Here is a 22,108-nt window from a genome sequence, read left to right as displayed (position 1 = left end):
CGTCCCGGCGATTATCGCGGCATGAACGAAAATACTGAAAACACCCGCCCCCGTTTGCTGGTTGATGCCGATGCCTGCCCGGTCAAGGCAGAGTGCGAACGCGTGGCTGAACGCCACCGGATCGAGATGATCATGGTATCAAACGGCGGCATTCGCCCGTCACGCAATCCTTTGATCAAAATCGTGATTGTCCCACCGGAACCCGATGCCGCCGATGACTGGATTGCGGAAAACGCGCGCGCACGTGATGTGATCATTACCAATGATATTCCGCTGGCATCGCGCGGGATCGAAATCGGTGCCCGCGTCCTGAAGGCCAATGGTCAAGAATTTACCGAGGCCAATATTGGCAATGCGCTGGCAGGCCGTGAAATCGCTGCCCATATGCGCGAAGTTACCGGCGAGCAGGGGCGAAATGCCGCCTTTACCCAGAAAGACCGGTCAAAATTTTCAAGCGCACTTGAAGTATTGATACAGGCCGTTCTGCGCGCCTGATCTGCTCATTATAAAAAGCGGGCCGCCAGATGACGCATCTGACGGCCCGCACACAGGTCCTGATTTGGTGAGGGAACAATTCTCACAAATCAGGCTTCCCCCCTGCGTATCCCAGAATAACGAGAAGACCGCGCGGGTGTTCCGCACGGTCTTGCACTTCTTGTGGCTTAGAACGGGTAGTGGCGCTTGCCGCTCTGAACCGTGATCCAGCGCATTTCGGTGAATTCATCAATCGATGCCTGTGAACCGAAACGGCCATAGCCCGAAGACTTCACACCACCAAACGGCATCTGTGCCTCGTCCTGAACGGTCGGGCTGTTGATGTGGCAGATGCCGCTTTCAATGCGTTTGGCAACTTCCATCGCACGCGGAATGTTGGTCGAGAAGACCGCTGAGGAAAGACCATATTCGCTGTCATTGGCGATGCGCACAGCCTCGTCTTCATCGCCAGCACGAATAACGACACAAATCGGACCGAAGCTTTCCTCGGAATAGATTTTCATCGCCGGTGTCACATGATCAAGCAGGGTCGCATCCATCAACACGCCATCCTTGGCCTTGCCAGAACCGGCAACCAGTTTCGCACCCTTGGAAACGGCGTCTTCGACCAGTTCCTCGATGCGATTGACCGCCTCGACACTGACAACACCGCCAAGGATGTTTTCGGCCTTGGCCGGATCGCCAGCGGTGAGTGTTTTGGCCTTGGCGGCCAGTTTGGCAACAAAGTCATCGGCAACCGCATTGTCAACGATCAGACGTTCGGTCGACATGCAAATCTGGCCCTGGTTCATATAGGCACCGAAGGCAGCACCATTGACCGCTTCGTCAAGGTCGGCATCGTCAAGCACGAGGAATGGTGCCTTGCCACCCAGTTCAAGCAGAACCGGTTTAAGGTGTTCTGCGCCGAGTTTGGCGATGATGCGCCCAACGCGGGTCGAGCCGGTAAAGTTGATGCGACGCACGGCCGGATGGGCAATCAGGGTTTCAACGATTTCCGGGGCGTCTTCAGGCGCATTGGTCACGACGTTTACAACGCCTTCCGGTGCGCCGGCCTCGACCAGGCAATCACCGATCAGGCGATGCAGGGCCGGGCAGAGTTCGGACGCCTTAAGGATGACGGTGTTGCCGCATGCAAGCGGCATGGCAATCGCGCGCGTGCCAAGAATCACCGGCGCGTTCCATGGTGCGATACCCAGAACAACGCCAACCGGTTGGCGAATGCCCATGGCCATCAGGCCTGGCGTGTCAGACGGAATGACATCGCCCTGAATTTGGGTGGTCATGCCACCGGCTTCGCGCAGCATGTTGGCGGCAAGGTGGGCGTTAAAACCTCCCCACATGCGCGTGCTGCCGGTTTCATCGAGAACCAGCTGGCCGAATTCGTCACCCTTGGCTTCCATGATGTCGGCAGCCTTGAGCAGGATCTTGCGCCGCGCGCCGGGCCCCATTTTTGACCATTCCGGGAAGGCCGCGGCAGCTGCATCCGCCGCCTTGCGGGCATCGGCGGCATTGGCCGCAGCAGCCACAGTCGCAACTTCACCGGTGACCGGGTTCTTGCGTTCAAAAGTACGATTGTTGGACGCATTGACGTCCTGATTGTTGATCAACAATTTCGTGTCGTTCATGACGTTTCTCCTGACTTTCTTGTGGGTTGCTGTGCGGTGGCGAAAGGCTGCATCACGCAGCCCCAAGGCCAAGGAATGCCTTTTGCACAGCCGGGTCGGATTGCAGGGCCTTGGCGGTATCTTGCCCGGTTATGGCCCCGTTTTCGATCAGGTATCCCCGATCTGATATGGCAAGGGATTGATGGGCGTTCTGTTCTACCAGAAGCACACCAACCCCGGTTTTACGAATGGCTGCAAGGGCCTTGAACAATTCCCCGGTCATGATCGGCGACAAGCCAAGGGATGGCTCATCAAGCAGAAGAATATCCGGGTTGGACATCAGCGCACGGCCAATGGCCACCATCTGCTGTTCGCCACCACTCATGGTACGAGCCGCCTGATCAAGTCGTTCAGCCAGCTTCGGGAACAAATCAATAACGCGATCAAGGTTTTGCTTTTCAGCCGCCCGTGCTCGTTTGGCAAAGGCGCCAAGCGCAAGGTTCTCACGAACGGTCAGTTCGCCGAAAATGCCGCGCCCTTCCGGGACAAGGGCAAGTCCCGTTTCGACAATCTTGTGCGCCGAAAGGGCGGTCAGTTCGTTGCCAGAAAGATCAATGTGGGTGCCGTCATGGGGTGTGATCAAACCCGCGCAGGCTTTGAGCAGGCTGCTTTTGCCTGCGCCATTGGCACCCAGCATGACAACGATCTCGCCACGGTCGACAGTAAGGTCGACTTCGCGAAGGGCGGCGTGCTTGCCATAGGACACAGACAGGTTTTTGATATCAAGCATGACTGTCTCCGAGATAGGCGCGGACAACTTCCGGATCGGAAAGCACTTCATCTGGTGTGCCATCGGCGATTTTCGCCCCGGCATTCATCACCACACAGCGATCACACAGGCTTCTGATCGCATCCATGACATGTTCAACCATGATGATGGTAAGCCCCTCGTTCTTGAGCTTGCGCACAAGGGCAATTCCATCCTGAAGTTCGGAAGGATTTAACCCGGCCAGCCATTCATCAAGCAAAAGCAGCTTGGGTTGAAGGGCAAGCGCGCGCCCTAGTTCAAGGCGTTTCTGGTCAATGTAGGTCAGATCACCCGCCGGGATGTGGGCCTGTTTTGAAAGGCCGATACGATCAAGCAATTCAAGGGCCGCAGCGTGCGCGGCATCGCCCCAGAGCGGCTTGGTCCGATATGCAAGACCGGCTTCTATGTTTTCCACGCAATCAAGGTCGGGCAGAACACGCACCAACTGGAAGGTACGTGCAATGCCGGAATGGCTGATCTTGTGCGCAGGCAGGTTGGTGATGTCCTTGCCGCTGATGACAACCTTGCCGTCATTGGATTGAAGAGCACCTGAAATCAGGTTCATCACCGTGGTCTTGCCAGATCCGTTGGGGCCAAGCAGACCAAGGATTTCGCCCTGATGGACATCGAACTGCATCTGATTGACGGCAATCAACCCGCCAAAAGCCTTATGCAGCCCTGAAATCGACAGAAGGATTTCGGTATTCATGCTGCGTTCCCCCCGGGTTCGGCGTTTTGATCGGTTGCGAGCACGCGCTTTTTCGGTGCGCGGTACTTTTCATACAATCCGACAACCCCGCCGGGCAGAAGATAGACAATCACCATGAACACGCAGCCAAGCAGGATGCTGAAATGGTTCGGGAAGCTTGCGGTCAGGACCTCAAACAGAAGGGTCAGCGGAATGACGCCCAAAAGTGGTCCCAGCAAGCGACGCGGACCACCCAGAAGTGCCATGATGACAACCTGGAATGACAGCATCGGGTTAAAGGCAATCACCGGATCAATATAGGTCCAGCGCGGTGCCATGATGGCGCCGGTCAGTGTCATGAACAAGGCAGACAGAACAAACAGCGCAACTTTCACCCGGGTGACATCAATGCCGCAATGCTTGGCGACGGTTTCATCCTCGCCAATGATGCGCAGTGCAAAGCCAAGTCGTGATCGACCCAGAATAAACCCGGTCACCAGTAGTACGGCAAACAGGGCAAGCAGCTGCCAGTAAATGTCATTCTGGGTGATATCAAGAAAGACATAACGCCCCATTTCGCGGGTAACGTTGACTTCGTACCAACTGACGACCTGACGGACCAGTTCGGTCAGGCCGAAGGTAAAGATCACAAAATACACACCTGCGAGACGCAGCGTGGAAAAGCCAACCAGAAGAGCGATCACCGTCCCGGCAAGCCCCGCACACACCAGCACCAGCGGGAAGGGCAGAACTTCCCCCAGAACCGCAACCGTATAGGCACCAATGCCAAAGAATACCACGGTTGCAAGCGAGATATAGCGCGTCGGGCCGGAGAACATCGACCATGCGGTTGCGAGAATCGCAAAGCTGACGACACTGATCGCAAGTGACATGTAATAGCTGTCAACAAGGGTGGGCATGAAAGCAAGGGCGGCAAAGATCACCGCACCAAGGCCGACAGGCTTGATGAAATCGGGTTTAAGCATGCTCATGACGTCGCCCTCCCGAACAGACCGGATGGCTTGATCAGCAGTACCAGCAGGAAGATCACATAGGTCACGGCAATGGTCAGGCCCGGATCGATATAGGTCGCGACCAGACTTTCTGCGACACCAAGGATAAGTCCGGCAATCAGCGCGCCCAGCATGTTACCAACCCCGCCCATGATCACAACGATGAGCGCCTTCATGGTAAAGACAACGCCCATCGAGGTGGAGAAGGTCAAAAACATACTGACCAGAACGCCGCCCACGGCTGCCATTGCGCCGCCAAGGGCAAAGGCAAAGCAGGATGCGAAATTGACATCGATCGCCACCAGCCGGGCCGAGGTCGGATCAACCGCAACTGCACGCAGCGCCGTTCCCATGCGGGTACGCGTCAGGATCAGATAGAAGCCAAGTCCGATGACAACCGCAAAGCCAAGGGCGACAAGCCGGTTGGCAGCAATCGTCGCGCCAAAGATATCAACGGCATTATTGAGAAAATCATAGCTGTAATAATTGCCACCGAACCAGACCAGCAAAACACCCTGAACGATGAACAGCAGGCCAAACGTGGCCAGAATACTGTCAACTTCAAGCATGCCGCGGTTCTTTGCGCGTGCGACTAGCGGGGTCAGCAGAATGCGATAAATCACCCAGTTCAGCACAAAGCTTGCGGGAATGATGATCAACAGACCGACAAGCGGGTTGATCCCGACCGAGGTCATGAAAACAAAGGCAACAAAGGATGCGACAATCACCAGCTCGCCATAGGCAAGGTTCATGATGCGCGAAACACCATATTGCAGGGTCAAACCCATCGCGACGAGGGCATACATCCCGCCAAGTGTAATCCCGGAAAAGAGTGCGTAGCTAAACATTCACTTCATCCAAAACGGTCGTCGGGGCTCCCGGGAGCTTGGGTGTGTAAGGAACCCCGACGACGTTATGTGGCGCGCTTACTGCGCAGCCTTCCATTCAGGTTTCGGGAAGACGAGCTCGGCTGCGCCTTCCATGTCGGTCGGGGCAAGGCCAACAAACTTGCCATTCTGCCACTGACCGACCTGCCAGAAGGTCTGATCGCCCGGCTTATAGGTGCCAAGGATGGTGTCAAAGCCGCCTTTGGCCAGTTCGGCATTGATCGCTTCGCGGTCGGTTGTGCCAGCGCGCTCAATGGCCTGTTGCAGGGATTGAAGCGTTGCCCAGTTCACGATGGATGCCCAACGGTCCGGCTCACGTTCTGCGAACTCAACGTGGCGTTTGATGTAGTCGGCGATTTTCGGATCATCCTCGCTCGCACCACCAAGGCTGACGACGCCTTCGGCATTGTCACCAAAACGGTTTTTATAAAGCGGGAAGGCGGTGCCAACACCGGCATAGAAGACCTTGGGATTAAAGTCCAGAACGCGTGACTGTTCAGTCAGGCCAAGGGTGCCCGGCGGGTAGGAAAAGGCAACGAATGTATCCGCACCCAGCGCCTTGATGTCATTGACAATGGTCGCAAGATCCTGCGAGCCCAGCGGATAGGTCTTGTCATAAACAAGATCAAAGTCACGATCTTCAAGGGCTTCGCGACCGGCCTTGGAAAGTTCGATGCCAAAACCGTCGGCAACGGCGATCATTGCGACCTTGTCATTGATCTTGCCGTCGGCTTTCAGGCCTTCAAGGAACTTGGCCAGCTCAACCGCATATTGTTCACCAGTACCCAGCAGCCAATAGGAATTCGTCCAGCGCTTGGCAAGTTGCGGTGCCTTGTCGGTCACGGCCGTGCCGGCAAGATGGGCATAGCCCGCACGATCAAGGATCGGTGCCACGGCAAGGTTAAGGCCCGTCCCCCATGGCGAGAGAATGAAATCAACCTTGTCCTGGTTGATCAGGCGTTCAATTGCGCGCACCGCTTCTTCAGAGCTTGAGCGATCATCATATTCAACAACTTCGATGGGGAGTTTCTTGTCACCAACCTGAAGACCGCCAGCGTCGTTGATTTCCTTTACCCACATTTCATAGTTGGGGATGGTGCTGGTTGCCGCGCCCGGGGCGGCCGGGCCGGTTTTCGAGATGGCATAACCGATACGGTATGTTTCCTGGGCATTGGCCCCAAACAGCGTCGCGGTGCTCATGACGGCGGTGGTTGCCGCAGCAATGGTCGCGAGGCGCAGTTTTGCTGAGATTTGCATGCTTTTCCTCCTGATCTCTTTTGCAGAGACGGTTTTCCCGTTTGCGCGTAGTTTCAGGAGTTTAGGCAAAGAGATTCTGTTATTTACTTCACAGTGTGAAGTAAATCTCCGGCGTAACCTCCCGCCCATTAGTTCGCATATGCAAAATAATGGGAACGCATTCTTTATATGTATTGTTGCTTTTGACGGTTTCTTTGGCCGCAATCCTAGTAAGCGATGGAACCGTTCCAATGTAAAGACGACGAAATTGACAATTTAAGACGAAAAATTGTACATTTTTACATATAACCATTTGGAATAGATGCGCGACAAAAAGGCATGGCTGATCAACCTCCCCGTCAAATTCCTGTTTCAAGCCCGGTTACGCGTTCAGAAACACTGACCGACAACCCGTTCGAGGATCTGCTGCCGGTTACGACACAGGCGGTGATGGATCGCTTTGACCATCCGTTGTCCGCACAGTCCTGGGTGATGAATGATCCCGGTCGTCGGGACCGCTGTTATGCCGTGCTGTTGCTTGGTGGACAGGCCGAGATCGGTTTGCGTCAGGGTACGATTACCTGCAAGGCACCCGCCCTTGTCTGGTTGCCGCTTGGCGAAACACAGCGGTTCAGTGTCAGTCCGGGCAGTAATGGTTATTTGTTGTCTGTCGCCGAAGATCTGGTGGCACGCCACTGTGGTGATGGCAGTGGCGTTGCAAGTGGTGCGGCTGGCAACGGTTTGCCCCTGCGCTTTGTGGCAGACACCGTTCATAATGTTGCTCCGCCAGATGAAAGCGAAAATCTAGTGTTGCTTGAGCGCAGCTTTGAAGCGATCCGATCTGAACTGATGGGAAATGCGCTTGGTGCCAGTCTTGTGATCGGTGCGCATCTGCAGATCATCTTGACCATGGTTCTGCGTCTGGCAGAAGGCGTGATGGCGCAACGCAACCAGCATGGTCCGGGTTCGATCACTTTTCAGCGATTTTTGCAGGTGCTGGAACTGCATTTTCGCGAACACTGGAATGTTGCCGATTACGCGACGGCGCTTGGAATTAGTGAACGCAGATTGGGGTCTGCGGTATTGCGTGCGACGGGCAAGCCACCCCTGACCATTATCCATGAACGGGTGCTGCGCGAAGCTTGCATGCGACTTGAACAATCACCGCTTGGGGTGGCGCAGATTGCCTATGGCTTGGGGTTTCGCGATCCGGCCTATTTCAGCCGCTTCTTCAAGCGTTACATGGGTGAGGCACCGGGGGCCTATCGCCGGTTGCGACGTGCGCTTGAGCGGGTCCGTGACGATACCTTTGCTGCCTGGCCTTAGGTCCGGCGTAGCGGTTTGGGGCCGGGGCCTGTTTATTCCCTTGCTGACAAAAGATTGCATTGCCTTTTTTTGATCCTACTTCTTTGCTCTAACCGTAATAGTAAAGTCATGACCTGTTAGTTTGATTGGATCGACCTTGCGTAAAGGCAAAACCCTGTTTCTTGGTCTGTTGGCCGTTCTTGTCCTGCCCTTTGGCATTAGTCTCGCAGAAGACCCACCCGGGGAGAAAGCCAAGGAACGCTATACGTGGCGTAATGCGCCGCGCCATTCTTCGGGCGTGGCACCAGATGCCGAAGCCAATCGAGATCAGGCCATTGTCATGGTGATGGCGGCCGATACATTTGGCTGGCGCAGCTATTTCGCGGTGCATCCATGGATCATCTACAAGCGTGCCGGTGAAACCCGCTATACCCGCTATGATGTGGTTGGCTGGGGCAGTGGTAATGTGGTGCGCCAGAACTACGCGATCCCGGATGGTCTTTGGTATGGTTCGGAACCGGAACTGATTGTCGATCATCGCGGCGCGGCGGCGGAAAAGCTGATCCCCGAGATCGAGGAAGCGATAAAATCCTATCCGTTCCCACGCGAATATCGCAGCTATCCCGGGCCAAACAGCAACACCTTCATCGCCCATATCGGCCGTGAGGTGCCCGGACTGAACCTTGATATGCCAGCCAATGCGATTGGCAAGGATTACCGCCCGATCACCAATCCGGTTGGATTGTCTTCAAGCGGGCAGGGCGTGCAGGCCAACCTTCTGGGTGTGCTTGGCATGTCGCTTGGTCTTGAGGAAGGGATTGAACTTAACCTGCTTGGCCTGAATTTCGGGATTGATTTCAACCGCCCGGCCTTGCGTCTGCCGTCGATCGGTCGGCTTGGTATGGACAGCGTCGCACAGGTCAAGGCCGAACAGTCCAAAAGCGATGGCGCGGCCAAGGCTGAAAGCGCCGAGGGCACGCTTGAGCCCAGCAGTTAATTAAGGTGCCAGATGGCGGCGTTCAGCAAGGTCGCAAATGCTACCCAAAGCGCATAGGGAACCAAAAGGATCCCGGCCAGACGATCAATTTTCCAGAAGGCGATCATATTGGCGATGATCACCGCAAGCAGGATGACAACATCAATCAGGCCGAGGATCGGCGATTGCGCGCCAAAAAACATGAATGACCACGCAAGATTAAGCGCAAGCTGCGCAGCATACAGGCCAAACGGTCCTTTTGCGTTTGCAATCCCTGTCTTGAGCCACACCCGCCAGCCACTAAAGGCGATCATGAAATAAATCACGGTCCAGACCGGCGCAAACAGCCAGTCGGGTGGGTTGAAGAATGGCTTGTTTAACGCCGCATACCAGTCATTGACGCTGGTGGCCGTGACAGCACCGCCAAATGCCGAAATGATCAGGCACAACACCATAAAGGCAATCAGGGCAAAGACCCGGGTGCGATGGTTGGTGCGGGGCGCAATCGTTTGCTGTGTGGTTTCGGTCATGATGCTAGCCGGTCCCTGGCATTAGTTGGTGACGTCGCCGATGGTGTTGATCAATGCATCGAAATAGGGGTTCCAGGTCAGGCGGCCATGATACTTGCCCGGCTCTGTATAACCCCAACTACTGCGCCATATGGTCGACAGGTCATCAGGCAAGGCGATGTCTTCCTGACCGTTTTCAACAAAAACAAAACTTCCCTTCACACCGTAATACGGATTGGCAGGTGAGAACAGCACGCTCAGATGTGAAAACGTACTGATCTGCTGATCGGGCAGTCTGCTGTTAAGCGTTGTCACCCGGTTGTCATCGCTGGGTGCCTTGGCGTCATCATACCAGATAAAGCGTGATTTTGGATGGGTGAAGCGTTTCTCAAACGCGCGCAATGTTTCATCCGGTGCCAGAACACTGTCGTCGGCACTCATGGTCAGGAGAACCGGACGATCAAACGGTTTGGCCTCAAGATGGTCCTGCGCATCCGCAACGGTTCGGTAATAAAGTTCTGACGCCTTGGAGGAAAGCGACTGGTAATTGATGGCATTGTCTTCGGGGTCGACGTCAATCCAGTCCCAAAGGTATTTGATCACCGGGGTCAGAAACAAAAGTCCATTATCGGAATAGATGCCCGGTGAAAACAGAAGCAATCCTTCGATCTCCGGATGCTCTGATGCGTAGCTGGTGACAAGATTGCCGCCGGTCGAAAACCCGCCAAGCCAGACTTCATCAACTTCACGCTCGAGCAAGGCGACCTGATGGGCGACCGCTGCGGTCCAGTCGGCATAATCCGGGATGCTGAGATCCGCCGGTCGGGTGCCGTGACCGGGCAGGAGCATGGAGCGCGCCAGCCAACCGTTCTGGGCCATTTCGCTTGCGATGTCGTGGAAATACCACGGGCTTGCACCAAGGCCATGAACAAACAGAATACCGCGTTCTGCGGTGTGGTTGTTTTCGTTGGTGCGTCCAAGTTCAAACGGGATATTGCGTGCCAGCTCGGTTTCGTGGTCGTCAGTGATAAACACGCGATGCTCGGCAATCCAGTTACGGGTTTGCACAACATATTCGTCGAAGCTGTCTTGTTTGTAGGGCGGTATATCGGGCGACTGCTGATAAAGTTCGCTCTCGGGCGGAAAGGCACAAGATGAAATGGCAAGCGTCGGGATCAGAACGACAAGGATCGTGCGGGCGACCTCAGCGATGCGACATAGCCAGTCTTTCACCATGTCCGAAGCGATATTGTCTCGACGCATATGATCCCCGTTGCGTGGTTGGTCGTCAGGCAGCGGCGACAAAAATTCGCGCAACTGCTTGAAAATATACGCCGAACGTCACGTCGGCCGATCACTGTTGGTTTGTTTTGGCCACTGAAAATGAAACCGCCCTGCATCATATCAATGCAGGGCGTTTGGCGTGATTGAGGTTTATTTCGTGGTTTTGGCAGTCTGGCCAAACAGGACTTTTTTGTCCTCTTCACTCATTTCACCAGCTCTAAGACCTTCGCCGGCCTTATAGGCAGCAATCGTTGCCGGTCGGGCCTCGATGGCTTCAAACCAGCGTTTCAGGTTCGGGAACTCATTCAGGTCCTGCTGCTGCTTTTCATGGCTGACAATCCACGGGTAGCAGGCCATGTCAGCGATGGTGTAGTCATCACCGGCAATGAAGGTGCGTCCCTCAAGACGTTTGTCCAGGACCCCGTAAAGGCGGTTGGTCTCGTTGACATAACGCGTAATGGCATAAGGGATCTTTTCCGGGGCATAGGTGCCGAAATGATGGTTCTGACCGGCCATCGGTCCAAGACCACCCATCTGCCAGAACAGCCATTCCATCACCGTCTTGCGTTCACGTACGTCACTTGGCAGGAACTTTCCGGTTTTTTCCGCCAGGTACTGCAAGATTGCACCGGATTCAAACACGGTGATGTCTTCACCCCCATCTGCCGGATTGTGATCAATGATGGCGGGCATGCGGTTATTTGGCGAGAAGGCGAGAAATTCCGGTTTGAACTGGTCACCAGCACCGATATTGACCGGCACAATCTTGTAATCCAGGCCGGCTTCTTCAAGGAACAGGGTGATTTTATGGCCGTTGGGTGTCGGCCAGTAATACAGATCAATCATGAACCAAAGGCTCCTTCAAAGCTTTCGTGATGGCGATTTCGATAATCGAAGCTTGCCAATCGGAATGTAATCGGTCAATTTAAAACGATCATTCCAAAAGGCAAGGTCTGGTCACGCCATTGTGTAATGGTGATGGCCAGTAAGGAGACGTTTATGATCCGGTTCTATTACCACCCGACCCCGAACCCGCAGAAAATCTCGATGATGCTTGAAGCATCCGGGCTGCCCTACGAGGTCCTGCCGGTCGATACCCGCAAGGGCCAGCAGCATGACCCCGCGTTTCGTGCGATTAACCCGAACGGCAAAGTTCCGGCGATCGTCGATACCGACGGACCGGGCGGCAAGGAAGTTCGGGTATTTGATTCAAATGCGATCCTGCTTTACCTCGCCGAGAAGTCGGGCAAGTTTCTTGGCCAGCCGGAAGACCGGGGTGAATTCCTGTCCTGGCTGATGTTCATCGCAACTGGCCTTGGTCCGTTTTCAGGTCAGGCGGTACATTTTCAGCATGTCGCCCCCGAGGGCAATGACTATGGTGTAAACCGTTATCGCAACGAGATCGCCCGCCATTATCAGGTGCTTGAAGATCATCTGGAAGGTCGTGATTTCATCGTTGGTGATGAGATGACGATTGTTGATATCTCTGCCTGGGGCTGGGTCGACAAGGCACCGTTCGTTCACAAGAACCCGGATGTCTGGGATAAGTATCCGAACATCAAACGCTGGTTTGATGCGATCAATTGCCTGCCCGCAGCGGTGAGTGCACGCGATGTCGGCAAGGACCACGCCTTTAAAACCGAAATGGACGAAGAAGCAAAACGCGCGATGTTCCCGTCCAATTACGCCTAAGGGAGGCGGCAACCTCACCAGAGGGTTTCGCCGCAATACCTTGTGTGCGACGTTTCACCGGCATGTTGGGGGACGTGCCTTTGATCTGACCTGATGGGATCGTCTGGTTGAGGTTGCCGTTATCACCCACCCAAAAAAAACACCCCGGCGATATCAGCCGGGGTGTTTTGCGTATCAGGTCTGTCAAACAGCTTAGTCGGTGGTTCTCGCACCAAACTGCTTGTTGAACTGCAGCACCAGAAGCGTGACAATCGCGCCCGAAAGCAGGTACGCGCCAACACCGGCCAAACCGAACTTGTCACACAGATACAGTGCGATCAGCGGCGCAAAGCCCGCACCAAGCAGCCATGCAAGGTCCGAGGTCAGGGCCGAGCCGGTGTAGCGATATTCGCGCTTGAAGTTGGATGCCAGTGTTCCGGCCGCCTGACCAAAGCACAGGCCAAGAACCGCAAAGCCACCCAGAACAATCATGCCTTCATTGATGATGTTATAGGTGTACAGCAGCGGGGTCAGGATCGCACCCAACAGGATGATCCCCGCACTGTAACCAAGCAGCCTGCGACGACCAAGTTCATCTGCGATAAAGCCTGATGCAATGATCCCGAAGGCACACAGTACCGCGCCAACACCCTGGGTCAGCAGGAACTGCCCCGGATTGCCGTTGGCATAAAGATAAACCCAAGTCAGCGCAAAGACGGTTACCAGATGGAACAGTGCGTAGCTGACCATCGGGACCAGCGCACCCAGCACAACGGTACGACCGTTATGTTTGAGTGTGTCGATGACACGGGCAGCCTCAAGTTCATTCTTTTCAAGCAGATGCCCGAATTCGGAGGTTGCCACCAGACGCAGGCGGGCAAACAGCGCAACCACGTTAATCGCAAAGGCGACGAAGAATGCATAACGCCAGCCAAAGGCCAGGAAGTCGTCGGGATGAAGTGTGAGTAGCAAATAAGCAAACAGCGAAGATGCCAGCATGAAGCCAAGCGGCGCGCCCAGTTGCGGGATCATCGCGTACCAGCCCTTGCGGTTATCCGGTGCGTTCAGTGCCAGAAGCGACGCCAGGCCATCCCAGGCACCCCCCCATGCCAATCCCTGCAGGAAGCGGAAGGCACACAACAGGTAAATGGCAAGAACGCCAGCGGACTCAAAGCTTGGCAGGAAGGCCATCGCGGCGGTGGAACCGCCAAGCAGGAACATGGCAATCGTCAGCTTTACTCCGCGCCCGTGTGCACGGTCGACTGTCATAAAGACAAGCGACCCGACAGGGCGGGCGATAAAGGCCAAGGAGAAAATGGCAAAGGAATACATCGTCCCCACCAATGCGGTTTCACCCGGAAACAGCAATTGCGGGAAGACCAGCACCGATGCGATGCAATAGACGAAAAAGTCAAAAAATTCTGATGTCCGGCCAATAATCACGCCAAGCGCGATTTGTCCCGGATCGTTGGTGGCGTCGGCATTGTGATGCCGTGCGTCGCGTTCCAAACCCGAAGAGGTGGCGGTCGCGTAGTTTTCTGTCGTTTGGTTCACGCCGTTCTCCCTAATTCACTTGTCGGACCATTTGGGCCCTCACTGCTTTTGATTGGATCACAAATCCGGTTCGAAGAACGATACGACTTTGGATCGAGTCTAATTATAGACATGTGAATTGCAAACGTCAGTGTCAATTATTGTGATGCACCGCACAACGCGTGGTTTACATCCGAATGATAATTGTCATTACGACCCTGCTATGCGCCGCGGGTAGCTTGACATTGCTGCAACGCAGCTATAGCAATTCCCGCGAATTTCCGATTTGGCATTTTTTTGAAAAAAAATTGCTTTCTTTGTGCCCTTTCCGTGGATGTCTGGAATTATAATTCCTATATGCGTGTGCGGCAGGGTACGACGCGTGGCGATCTTTGGTGGGTCGCTATGCGGCTCGCAGGCATATGGTTGTCTGTGAGAACATCTTCCAGAGACTGAGGAAGTATGAAGCGCATGCTTTCAAAACTTGTACGTGGCGTCGCATTGACCTCAATGTTCTCGCTTCTGGCCGGTTGCAACCTTGTTGTGATCGATCCGTCGGGCGATATTGCCTCTCAGCAGGCCGACCTTATTATCGTATCAACCATCCTGATGCTGCTGATCATTGTTCCGGTCATGGCATTGACGGTCTTCTTTGCCTGGAAATACCGGCAGGGAAACAAGGATGCGGAATACGATCCCGAATGGCATCATTCCACCAAATTGGAAGTTGTCATCTGGTCTGCCCCGCTGGTGATCATTATTGCCCTTGGCGCGATTACGTGGGTTACGACCCATACGCTTGATCCGTATCGTCCGCTCGACCGTATTGATGCTGAACGTCCACTGCCAAAAGATCATGAGCCGATGGTGATTGAAGTCGTTTCTCTCGATTGGAAATGGCTGTTCCTGTATCCGGAACAGGGCATTGCGACTGTCAACGAACTCGCAGCTCCGGTCGATACGCCAATCCAGTTCAAAATCACCTCTTCGGGAATCATGAACTCGTTCTTCATTCCGGCTCTTGCGGGCCAGATTTATTCGATGGCGGGGATGGAAACAAAACTCCATGCCGTAATCAATGAAGAAGGTGTTTTTGACGGGTTCTCGGGGAACTACAGCGGTGAGGGGTTCTCTCATATGCGCTTTAAGTTCCACGGGCTGAGCCAAGACGGGTTTGATGCCTGGGTCGATAATGTGAAGGCCGATGAAAACCTTTTGGGGCGTTCGCAATATCTTGAGCTTGAAAAACCCAGCATCAAGGAACCGGTTCGGTACTTCAGCTCGGTAGATCCGGAACTTTACAACGCGATCCTCAACATGTGCGTTGACCAGTCGAAAATGTGCATGAACGAGATGATGCATATTGACGAAAATGGTGGCGGCGGTCTGGCCGGTATCAATAACGTCATGTCCTTGACCTATGACGTGCCGCAGATGCGTGGCAGTCAGCCATTGCCCGAAAGCAAGTCCTACGTTGCGACGCTTTGCACTGCACCGGAAGGTGGCTTGGCTGGTGAACTTGCGAACCTGCCGTTGTTTGACAATGAACAGGTCTCGCGTGCCATGAGTGTTGCGCCGTCAGGTGTTTCAACAGGGTTCTGAAGCAGTGCCGGTTGGTAAAAGCCAACCGGCCCTTCGCAGTTTTGGCATCGGCTACGATGCCTGTCTGCATTTGAAAGAAGAGTAATCCGATGTTCTCTAATCCGGACCTTTTACATTTTATATTTGGCCGGCTGTCACTTGATTCACTTCCGTTCCATGAACCGATCCTTGTGGTGACGTTTGCGGCGGTGGTTCTGGGCGGTATCGCTGTTGTCGGCGGTATCACCTATTTCCGCCTCTGGGGATATCTCTGGAACGAGTGGATCACGTCGATTGACCACAAAAAAATCGGCATTATGTACATCATATTGGCGCTTGTCATGCTTTTGCGTGGTTTCTCCGATGCGCTTATGATGCGTGCCCAGCAGGCGATGGCTTTTGGCGGCTCGGAAGGTTTCCTTCCCCCTGATCATTACGATCAGATATTCACCGCCCACGGCGTAATCATGATCTTCTTCGTGGCCATGCCGCTGGTGACGGGGCTTATGAACTTTGTCGTGCCGCTACAAATCGGCGCGCGTGACGTTGCGTTCCCGTTCCTGAATAATTTCAGCTTCTGGATGACCACCTGTGGTGCCGCGCTGATCATGGTGTCGCTGTTTGTCGGTGAGTTCGCGAAAACCGGCTGGCTGGCCTATCCGCCGCTGTCTGACATTGTCTACAGTCCGGGGGTCGGGGTCGATTATTATATCTGGGCCTTGCAGATTGCCGGTGTCGGGACGTTGCTTTCGGGGGTCAATCTGGTTGTGACCATCGTCAAAATGCGCGCACCGGGCATGTCCATGATGAAAATGCCGGTCTTTACCTGGACGGCACTTTGCACCAACGTTCTGATCGTGGCTGCGTTCCCGGTTCTGACCGCTGTTCTGGTTCTGCTTGGGCTTGACCGTTACGCAGACACCAACTTCTTCACCAACGATCTTGGCGGTAACGCCATGATGTATATCAACCTGATCTGGATTTGGGGGCACCCGGAAGTTTACATCCTGATCCTGCCGGCGTTTGGTGTGTTTTCCGAAGTTGTGTCGACATTCTCGCGCAAGCGTCTGTTTGGGTATAGCTCGATGGTTTATGCCACCGTGGTTATCACCATCCTGTCCTATGTCGTCTGGTTGCATCACTTCTTCACCATGGGCTCGGGTGCCAGCGTGAACGCCTTCTTTGGTATCGCGACCATGATCATCTCGATCCCGACCGGTGCGAAAGTCTTTAACTGGCTGTTCACGATGTATAAGGGGCGCATCAATTTTGATGTCCCGATGCTGTGGACCATTGGTTTCATGCTGACCTTTGTGATCGGTGGCATGACGGGTGTTATGCTGGCCGTTCCGCCTGCTGACTTTGTGTTGCATAACAGCCTGTTCCTGATTGCGCACTTCCATAACGTGATTATCGGCGGTGTGGTGTTCGGGATGTTTGCCGGTATCGTTTACTGGTTCCCGAAAGCATACGGCTACAAGCTTGATCCGTTCTGGGGCAAAATGTCCTTCTGGCTCTGGCTTGTCGGGTTCTATTTCGCCTTCATGCCGCTTTATGTTCTTGGTCTGATGGGGATTACCCGCCGCATGAGCCAATTTGACGATCCGTCGCTTCAGATCTGGTTCGTGATTGCCGCCTTTGGTGCGCTTCTGATTGCCGGGGGGATCGGTTCGTTCATTCTGTCGATCGTTGTTGCGGTGATCAAACGTGACAAGCTTCGTGATGAAACCGGTGACCCATGGGGGGATGGTCGTACGCTGGAATGGTCGACTTCGTCGCCGCCCCCAGCCTACAACTTTGCCTTTACCCCGGTTGTCCATGATCTTGATGCATGGGCCGACATGAAGAAACGTGGTTATGTCCGTCCGACGGAAGGCTTCCTGGATATCCATATGCCGAAAAATACCGGCGCTGGCTTTATCCTTGCCGCTCTGTCGCTTGTTCTTGGTTTCGCGCTGGTCTGGCATATCTGGTGGCTGGTGATTGCAAGCTTCATTGCCCTGGTTGTCGGTGCAATTGCCCACACCTTCAACTATGACCGCGATTATCACATCCCGGCATCTGAAGTCGTGGAAACCGAAGACGAACGTACTGCCCTTCTGGCAAAACAGCAGGCGTAAGGGAATGACAATGGCGAATAACACTGCCGCACAGACCGAAATGCCGGTCTTTTACCTGAAAGAAGAGCATCACCCGGAAACCGGGACGATGCTTGGCTTCTGGATCTATCTGATGAGCGATTGCCTCATCTTTGGGATTCTGTTTGCAACCTATGCCGTTATTGGCCAGAACTATGCCGCAGGTCCTTCGCCTGCTGATCTGTTTGATCTCGAACTGGTAGCGATCAACACGTCGATGTTGCTGTTTTCCTCGATCACCTATGGCTTTGCCATGCTGGCGATGGAAAAGGGCAGCATCAAGGGAACGCAGATTTGGCTGGCGATTACCGGCCTGTTTGGCGTCGCGTTCGTGGGGCTGGAAATCTATGAGTTCCATCACCTCTGGAGCCTGGGGGCGACCCCGATGCGCAGTGGTTTCCTCTCGGCGTTCTACACGCTGGTGGCGACCCACGGTTTGCATGTGACCTTTGGCATCATCTGGCTTGTGACCCTGATGGTTCAGGTCGCCCAGCGTGGCCTGATCGTTGAGAACAAGCGCCGTCTGATGTGCCTGTCGATGTTCTGGCACTTCCTTGACGTCGTCTGGATCGGTGTCTTCTCCGTTGTTTATCTGCTGGGAGTTCTGGGATGAGCGCACATTCACACGCACATGATGACCATCATGATGGTGGGGCCTCACATGGCACCTATAAAAGCTATGTGATCGGGTTCGTCCTGTCGGTCATTCTGACTGCGATCCCGTTCTGGCTTGTCATGGACGGTGTTCTTGACAGCAAGGTTGCAACCGCCCTTTGGGTAATGGGTCTTGGCGTGATTCAGATCGTGGTTCACATGGTCTATTTCCTGCACATGAACACCAAATCCGAAGGCGGCTGGAACATGCTGGCGCTGATCTTCACCATCGTGATCGTGGCGATTGCCATCGCCGGGTCGCTGTGGGTGATGTATCACCTTAACACCAACATGATGCCGCAGATGGATCACGACATGATCCCGAGCTTCGGCTAGGGACTGCTTGATATGTGAAGGGGGCGCGATACCTGTAGGGGGATCGCGCCCTTTTTGTTTAAACGCCAAGATACCGCCATTTGAAAGAACCCGGCATGTCCGACGACCTCGTTTCCGCTCAAGAAACCGATAACCCGAAAAAAGGCCCCTCGATGACAACCCGGATTGTTGTCCTGATGCTGGCCGCTATCCTGTTTTCGGGGTTCTGTGCCCTTGGATATTGGCAGGTCGAACGTCGGGCATGGAAGCTTGATCTGATCGAGCGGATTGATGCCCGTGTGTATGGCGATGCGGTTGCCGCACCCGCGCGTGATGACTGGGAAAATGTAACCCGCGCACGCGATGAATATCGCAAGGTCCGTGTGACGGGGACCTATCGCAACGATCTTGAAAGTCAGGTCTATACCGCCACTGATTACGGTGCGGGTTATTGGGTTCTGACCCCGTTGATCCGGGATGATGGCACGATTGTCATGATCAACCGCGGTTTCGTTCCCACCGAAAAGCGCAATCCCGATACCCGGGTGGAGGGCATGGTCGAGGGCGAAGTCACCGTAACTGGCCTGCTTCGGATCAACGAACCGGTTGGCACCTTCATGCGCGATAACGTGCCGTCCGAGGAACGCTGGTATTCACGTGATGTAAAGGCGATGGCAACCAAGCGTGGTTTGGATGCCACCAACGTCGCCCCATACTTCATCGACGGTGACGGGGCTGAAAACCCGGCGAAACTGCCGCTTGGTGGGCTGACCAAAATTCGCTTCCCCAACAACCACCTGACCTATGCGCTGACATGGTTTGGCATGGCCTTGCTGACACTTGTGGCGGCGTGGATCGTGCTGAGGACATCAAATAAACGATAGCGGCAGGTTGCAAGCGCCGTAAGATTACCCCTTGTCAAACACCGGGCTGCTTTCATAGGTTGCGTATGGTTTATATTTTCGAGCCAAAATTGTGCGCCATCAACGGACAGGGGAAAGTATGAGAAGCGTGGTGTGTGTCATGGCGGCTACCGTCATTCTGGCTGGTTGCTCCACTGGTGGTGTTCCAGAAGAATGTCAGGGAATACAAAAAACGGTCATTGGTGGTAAAACTTACTATGTGACAGAGGGGGGCGGAACCGTACCCGCTTACTGCACAAAATATGCGACCGAGATGAAGTAATCCTCTGATCGAAGACGATACGCCTTTAACTATTCCAAAGTTGATTGACCGGGCCATGGAATGTCTTTGCGCATGGTCGCCCCGCTCCAGTTGATGATGCTGGGGGTGTGCTTGCCCGCGTAATGCGCGTGGAAAACCGCATTCAGGTTCGGTGGGCGATACAGAACGCGTTCGAGTGACCCTTCGCTCGAATTGTCATGCAAAACCCCCGTACTGATGTTCCAGCGTTCCAGCGCGCTGACATGGATCGCCTCGTTGATGGTCTCAAGGCCCGCCGGGATGATGTTGCGACGATCAAATTTTGGACATTTCAGGCTAAGCTTGTCGAGAAGGGTTTTCTCTTCGGGCGCGATCTGATTGATAAGCCGCTGATAGGGATAGGCGTGGGACGAAAAGTACATTGTCGTCCGGCTTTCATAGCCGCGGCCGTCAATCGCCGGGGAGAGGTGCGCCTTCAGTGACGGGTTATCCAGTTTAAGGCCGGTATGCTTGGTTACGCGCTTTGCCATCCAGTCAAGCGTGATATCGGACAGTCTGCAGTCATCGTAAGACCCGCCGACATTGCTGTGCACGCCGGGGAACCAGACTTGTTCAACAATTTGTTTGTCGGGCAGTTTGGCGCCCTTTCTCTTGACCCATAATGTTGGCGAGAACGCACTGCGTTTTTCATCAATCGCCATGGCATGCAGGGCAACCCGCACGTTCGATCCAAGCTGCACATCATGAAAATGGTAGTTCTTGGGAATTGCCAGACGGCCCCAATCGCCGGGAATGCCAAGCGATCCGACCGTGTCCCAAACGCCAACGCATTCAATCGGCACGTCCTTGTGGGCTTCGATATCAAGGGTCGAGATTTTGGTGCGTTTTGCCTCGGTCGATAGATCCGAGCTGGCAATTTTTGCAATATCATCCTGAAGCGGATGACCAAGATAGGGGGGCTTCAAAAGACCGCAAAGACCGATCAGTCCGGCCAGGCTGCGCGCGGTAAAGGCGCCGCGCGAAAAGCCGAATATAAATATCTCGTCGCCGGGCTGATAGTTGTTCCCAAGGAAGCGATAGCCATCAACAACGTTTTCAAGCAACCCGTTGCCAAATGCACCGCCGCGCAAACGATCCACCACATTGCCGGTGCCAACACCACGATCATAAAACACGACCTGGGAGACATCCCCGGCGCTGCTGGGAATGGCCCGCAGAAGTTTGACGACATTGGTTGGTTGGGGCGTATTGGCCGGTTCCTGCCAAGTGCCGTCGAAAAACACGATGAGCCTGCGTTTGGTCATGAGAAGCCCCTGTAAGTAATGTGATGCCAGCGATCTTTCTTGGGTCGCTTTGGCACACACTATACAACCCAAAGGTGATTTTATTAAGTTCTAATGAATATAATGAAGGGCTGCAGGTATACGGCCACCTTGCATGGATGACTGACATCCTCCTGCCATATAGCTGTCAGGAACCTGCGTTTCGTGCGATTTACATTATTGGGAAACAAGGGGAAATTGCCGCTCCATATCGCAAGAATGACACGCGCAAACGCAGGAGCAGCTTCAATGTCATCAGACCGGAACTTGACCTTTTATCACGCCATTCCGTCACGCAGCGGCACCGTCCATTGGATGCTGCACGAATTGGGTATTCCGTTTGATGTCAAACTTCTCGACATTGGCGGTGGAGATGGACAAACCCCGGAATTCCTTGCTCTCAATCCGCTTGGCAAGGTGCCGACCATCACACATGGCGATACGGTCGTGACAGAAACCGCCGCCATTTGCTGCTATCTGGCCGATCTGTATCCCGAGGCCGGCCTGGCCCCGGCATTGGATGATCCGAAACGTGGTGAATATCTGCGCTGGTTGTTCTTTTCACCGTCCACCATCGAACCGGCCATGATCGACCGTGTGCGCCAGTACAAGGCAGAAGACAGCAGCCAGAATTCCTATCGCGACTGGGAAACGCTGGTGCCCATTCTGGTTGATGTTGTGGGTAAGGCCGATCCGTGGCTGATGGGGAAGAACTTCACCACTGTTGATGTTGTGTTTGGTTCGACCATTCGGTTTGGCTGCATGTTTGGCATTCTGCCGAAATATCCGGAATTCGAGGCCTACATCGCCCGGATTGATGCCCGGCCGGCCTATCAGCGTGCACAGCAACTCGATGCACCGCATTTTGCCGCTGCAATGGCGGGTTAAACGGGCTGCTGGAATAGTACGAGGAATAAAAGGGCCG

At 54.4% G+C, this 22,108-nt stretch carries 21 protein-coding genes; 10 read left to right on the top strand and 11 right to left on the bottom strand.

Annotated elements, in window-relative coordinates; translation table 11 throughout:
* The first annotated feature begins 21 nt into the window (after positions 1-21).
* Positions 22-495 carry a YaiI/YqxD family protein gene (locus AUQ43_RS19650; RefSeq protein ID WP_062958001.1) on the top strand — a complete coding sequence of 158 codons (474 nt, stop codon included), beginning with the start codon at positions 22-24 and terminating at the stop codon, positions 493-495.
* 167 nt (positions 496-662) lie between these two features.
* Here AUQ43_RS19650 and AUQ43_RS19645 read toward each other — a convergent pair whose 3' ends face one another.
* From AUQ43_RS19645 to AUQ43_RS19620, 6 genes are all read right to left on the bottom strand, one after another.
* Positions 663-2,120, bottom strand: a complete 1,458-nt coding sequence (locus AUQ43_RS19645; protein ID WP_062958000.1) for an aldehyde dehydrogenase — start codon at positions 2,118-2,120, stop codon at positions 663-665.
* A gap of 52 nt (positions 2,121-2,172) precedes the next feature.
* On the bottom strand, positions 2,173-2,889 hold the full coding sequence (locus tag AUQ43_RS19640; protein ID WP_062957999.1) for an ABC transporter ATP-binding protein: 717 nt from the start codon (positions 2,887-2,889) through the stop codon (positions 2,173-2,175).
* The gene (locus AUQ43_RS19635) at positions 2,882-3,616 is read right to left on the bottom strand and encodes an ABC transporter ATP-binding protein (protein ID WP_062957998.1); all 735 of its coding nucleotides are present in this window, start codon (positions 3,614-3,616) and stop codon (positions 2,882-2,884) included. The genes AUQ43_RS19640 and AUQ43_RS19635 overlap by 8 nt, the downstream gene beginning before the upstream one ends.
* Positions 3,613-4,587, bottom strand: coding sequence for a branched-chain amino acid ABC transporter permease (locus AUQ43_RS19630; RefSeq protein ID WP_062957997.1), 975 nt, complete (start codon positions 4,585-4,587; stop codon positions 3,613-3,615). The genes AUQ43_RS19635 and AUQ43_RS19630 overlap by 4 nt, the downstream gene beginning before the upstream one ends.
* Entirely contained in the window at positions 4,584-5,456 is an 873-nt protein-coding gene (locus tag AUQ43_RS19625) for a branched-chain amino acid ABC transporter permease (protein WP_062957996.1), read from the bottom strand. Before AUQ43_RS19625 ends, AUQ43_RS19630 begins: the two co-directional genes overlap by 4 nt.
* A gap of 78 nt (positions 5,457-5,534) precedes the next feature.
* Positions 5,535-6,752, bottom strand: a complete 1,218-nt coding sequence (locus AUQ43_RS19620) for an amino acid ABC transporter substrate-binding protein (protein ID WP_084272180.1) — start codon at positions 6,750-6,752, stop codon at positions 5,535-5,537.
* 318 nt (positions 6,753-7,070) lie between these two features.
* Between AUQ43_RS19620 and AUQ43_RS19610 the strand changes: the two genes are divergently transcribed.
* Positions 7,071-8,057 (top strand): helix-turn-helix domain-containing protein, encoded by a 987-nt coding sequence (locus AUQ43_RS19610; protein ID WP_084272179.1) that lies wholly within the window; start codon positions 7,071-7,073, stop codon positions 8,055-8,057.
* Between the two features lie 136 nt (positions 8,058-8,193).
* Positions 8,194-9,033 carry a DUF3750 domain-containing protein gene (locus AUQ43_RS19605; RefSeq protein ID WP_062958085.1) on the top strand — a complete coding sequence of 280 codons (840 nt, stop codon included), beginning with the start codon at positions 8,194-8,196 and terminating at the stop codon, positions 9,031-9,033.
* On the opposite strand, the gene AUQ43_RS19600 is transcribed toward AUQ43_RS19605, so the two are convergent.
* From AUQ43_RS19600 to AUQ43_RS19590, 3 genes are all read right to left on the bottom strand, one after another.
* Positions 9,030-9,542 carry a TspO/MBR family protein gene (locus AUQ43_RS19600; protein WP_084272177.1) on the bottom strand — a complete coding sequence of 171 codons (513 nt, stop codon included), beginning with the start codon at positions 9,540-9,542 and terminating at the stop codon, positions 9,030-9,032. The two genes, AUQ43_RS19605 and AUQ43_RS19600, sit on opposite strands and share 4 nt — an antisense overlap.
* 21 nt (positions 9,543-9,563) lie before the next feature.
* A complete protein-coding gene (locus tag AUQ43_RS19595; RefSeq protein ID WP_147250488.1) occupies positions 9,564-10,784 on the bottom strand; it encodes a carboxylesterase in 1,221 nt (406 codons plus the stop codon).
* A 171-nt stretch (positions 10,785-10,955) separates the two neighbouring features.
* The gene (locus AUQ43_RS19590) at positions 10,956-11,651 is read right to left on the bottom strand and encodes a glutathione binding-like protein (protein WP_062957993.1); all 696 of its coding nucleotides are present in this window, start codon (positions 11,649-11,651) and stop codon (positions 10,956-10,958) included.
* Positions 11,652-11,804: 153 nt separating this feature from the next.
* On the opposite strand from AUQ43_RS19590, the gene AUQ43_RS19585 reads away from it, so the two are divergent.
* Complete coding sequence (locus AUQ43_RS19585) at positions 11,805-12,497, top strand: glutathione S-transferase family protein (RefSeq protein ID WP_062958083.1); 693 nt, start codon at positions 11,805-11,807, stop codon at positions 12,495-12,497.
* A 192-nt stretch (positions 12,498-12,689) separates the two neighbouring features.
* Here the strand turns inward: AUQ43_RS19585 and AUQ43_RS19580 are convergent, their stop codons facing one another.
* A complete protein-coding gene (locus AUQ43_RS19580) occupies positions 12,690-14,030 on the bottom strand; it encodes an MFS transporter (RefSeq protein ID WP_062957992.1) in 1,341 nt (446 codons plus the stop codon).
* Between the two features lie 450 nt (positions 14,031-14,480).
* On the opposite strand from AUQ43_RS19580, the gene cyoA reads away from it, so the two are divergent.
* The 5 genes from cyoA (at position 14,481) to AUQ43_RS19555 (ending at position 19,581) form a co-directional block, all read left to right on the top strand.
* Entirely contained in the window at positions 14,481-15,611 is a 1,131-nt protein-coding gene (cyoA, locus tag AUQ43_RS19575) for a ubiquinol oxidase subunit II (RefSeq protein WP_165374901.1), read from the top strand.
* An 89-nt stretch (positions 15,612-15,700) separates the two neighbouring features.
* Positions 15,701-17,710 carry a cytochrome o ubiquinol oxidase subunit I gene (gene cyoB / locus AUQ43_RS19570; RefSeq protein ID WP_062957991.1) on the top strand — a complete coding sequence of 670 codons (2,010 nt, stop codon included), beginning with the start codon at positions 15,701-15,703 and terminating at the stop codon, positions 17,708-17,710.
* A 10-nt stretch (positions 17,711-17,720) separates the two neighbouring features.
* On the top strand, positions 17,721-18,341 hold the full coding sequence (cyoC, locus tag AUQ43_RS19565) for a cytochrome o ubiquinol oxidase subunit III (RefSeq protein WP_062957990.1): 621 nt from the start codon (positions 17,721-17,723) through the stop codon (positions 18,339-18,341).
* A complete protein-coding gene (locus tag AUQ43_RS19560) occupies positions 18,338-18,718 on the top strand; it encodes a cytochrome o ubiquinol oxidase subunit IV (RefSeq protein ID WP_062957989.1) in 381 nt (126 codons plus the stop codon). Before cyoC ends, AUQ43_RS19560 begins: the two co-directional genes overlap by 4 nt.
* A gap of 95 nt (positions 18,719-18,813) precedes the next feature.
* Positions 18,814-19,581 (top strand): SURF1 family protein, encoded by a 768-nt coding sequence (locus AUQ43_RS19555; protein WP_232310758.1) that lies wholly within the window; start codon positions 18,814-18,816, stop codon positions 19,579-19,581.
* A 330-nt stretch (positions 19,582-19,911) separates the two neighbouring features.
* On the opposite strand, the gene AUQ43_RS19550 is transcribed toward AUQ43_RS19555, so the two are convergent.
* On the bottom strand, positions 19,912-21,165 hold the full coding sequence (locus tag AUQ43_RS19550; RefSeq protein WP_062957988.1) for a DUF2235 domain-containing protein: 1,254 nt from the start codon (positions 21,163-21,165) through the stop codon (positions 19,912-19,914).
* A 267-nt stretch (positions 21,166-21,432) separates the two neighbouring features.
* Between AUQ43_RS19550 and AUQ43_RS19545 the strand changes: the two genes are divergently transcribed.
* Positions 21,433-22,071, top strand: coding sequence for a glutathione S-transferase family protein (locus AUQ43_RS19545; RefSeq protein ID WP_062957987.1), 639 nt, complete (start codon positions 21,433-21,435; stop codon positions 22,069-22,071).
* Positions 22,072-22,108: the final 37 nt, after the last annotated feature.

This window comes from Thalassospira sp. MCCC 1A01148, from assembly GCF_001613795.1.
GTDB lineage: Bacteria > Pseudomonadota > Alphaproteobacteria > Rhodospirillales > Thalassospiraceae > Thalassospira.
The sequence above is the reverse complement of the archived record's forward strand: the minus strand, read 5'-3'. Positions and strand labels throughout refer to the sequence as shown.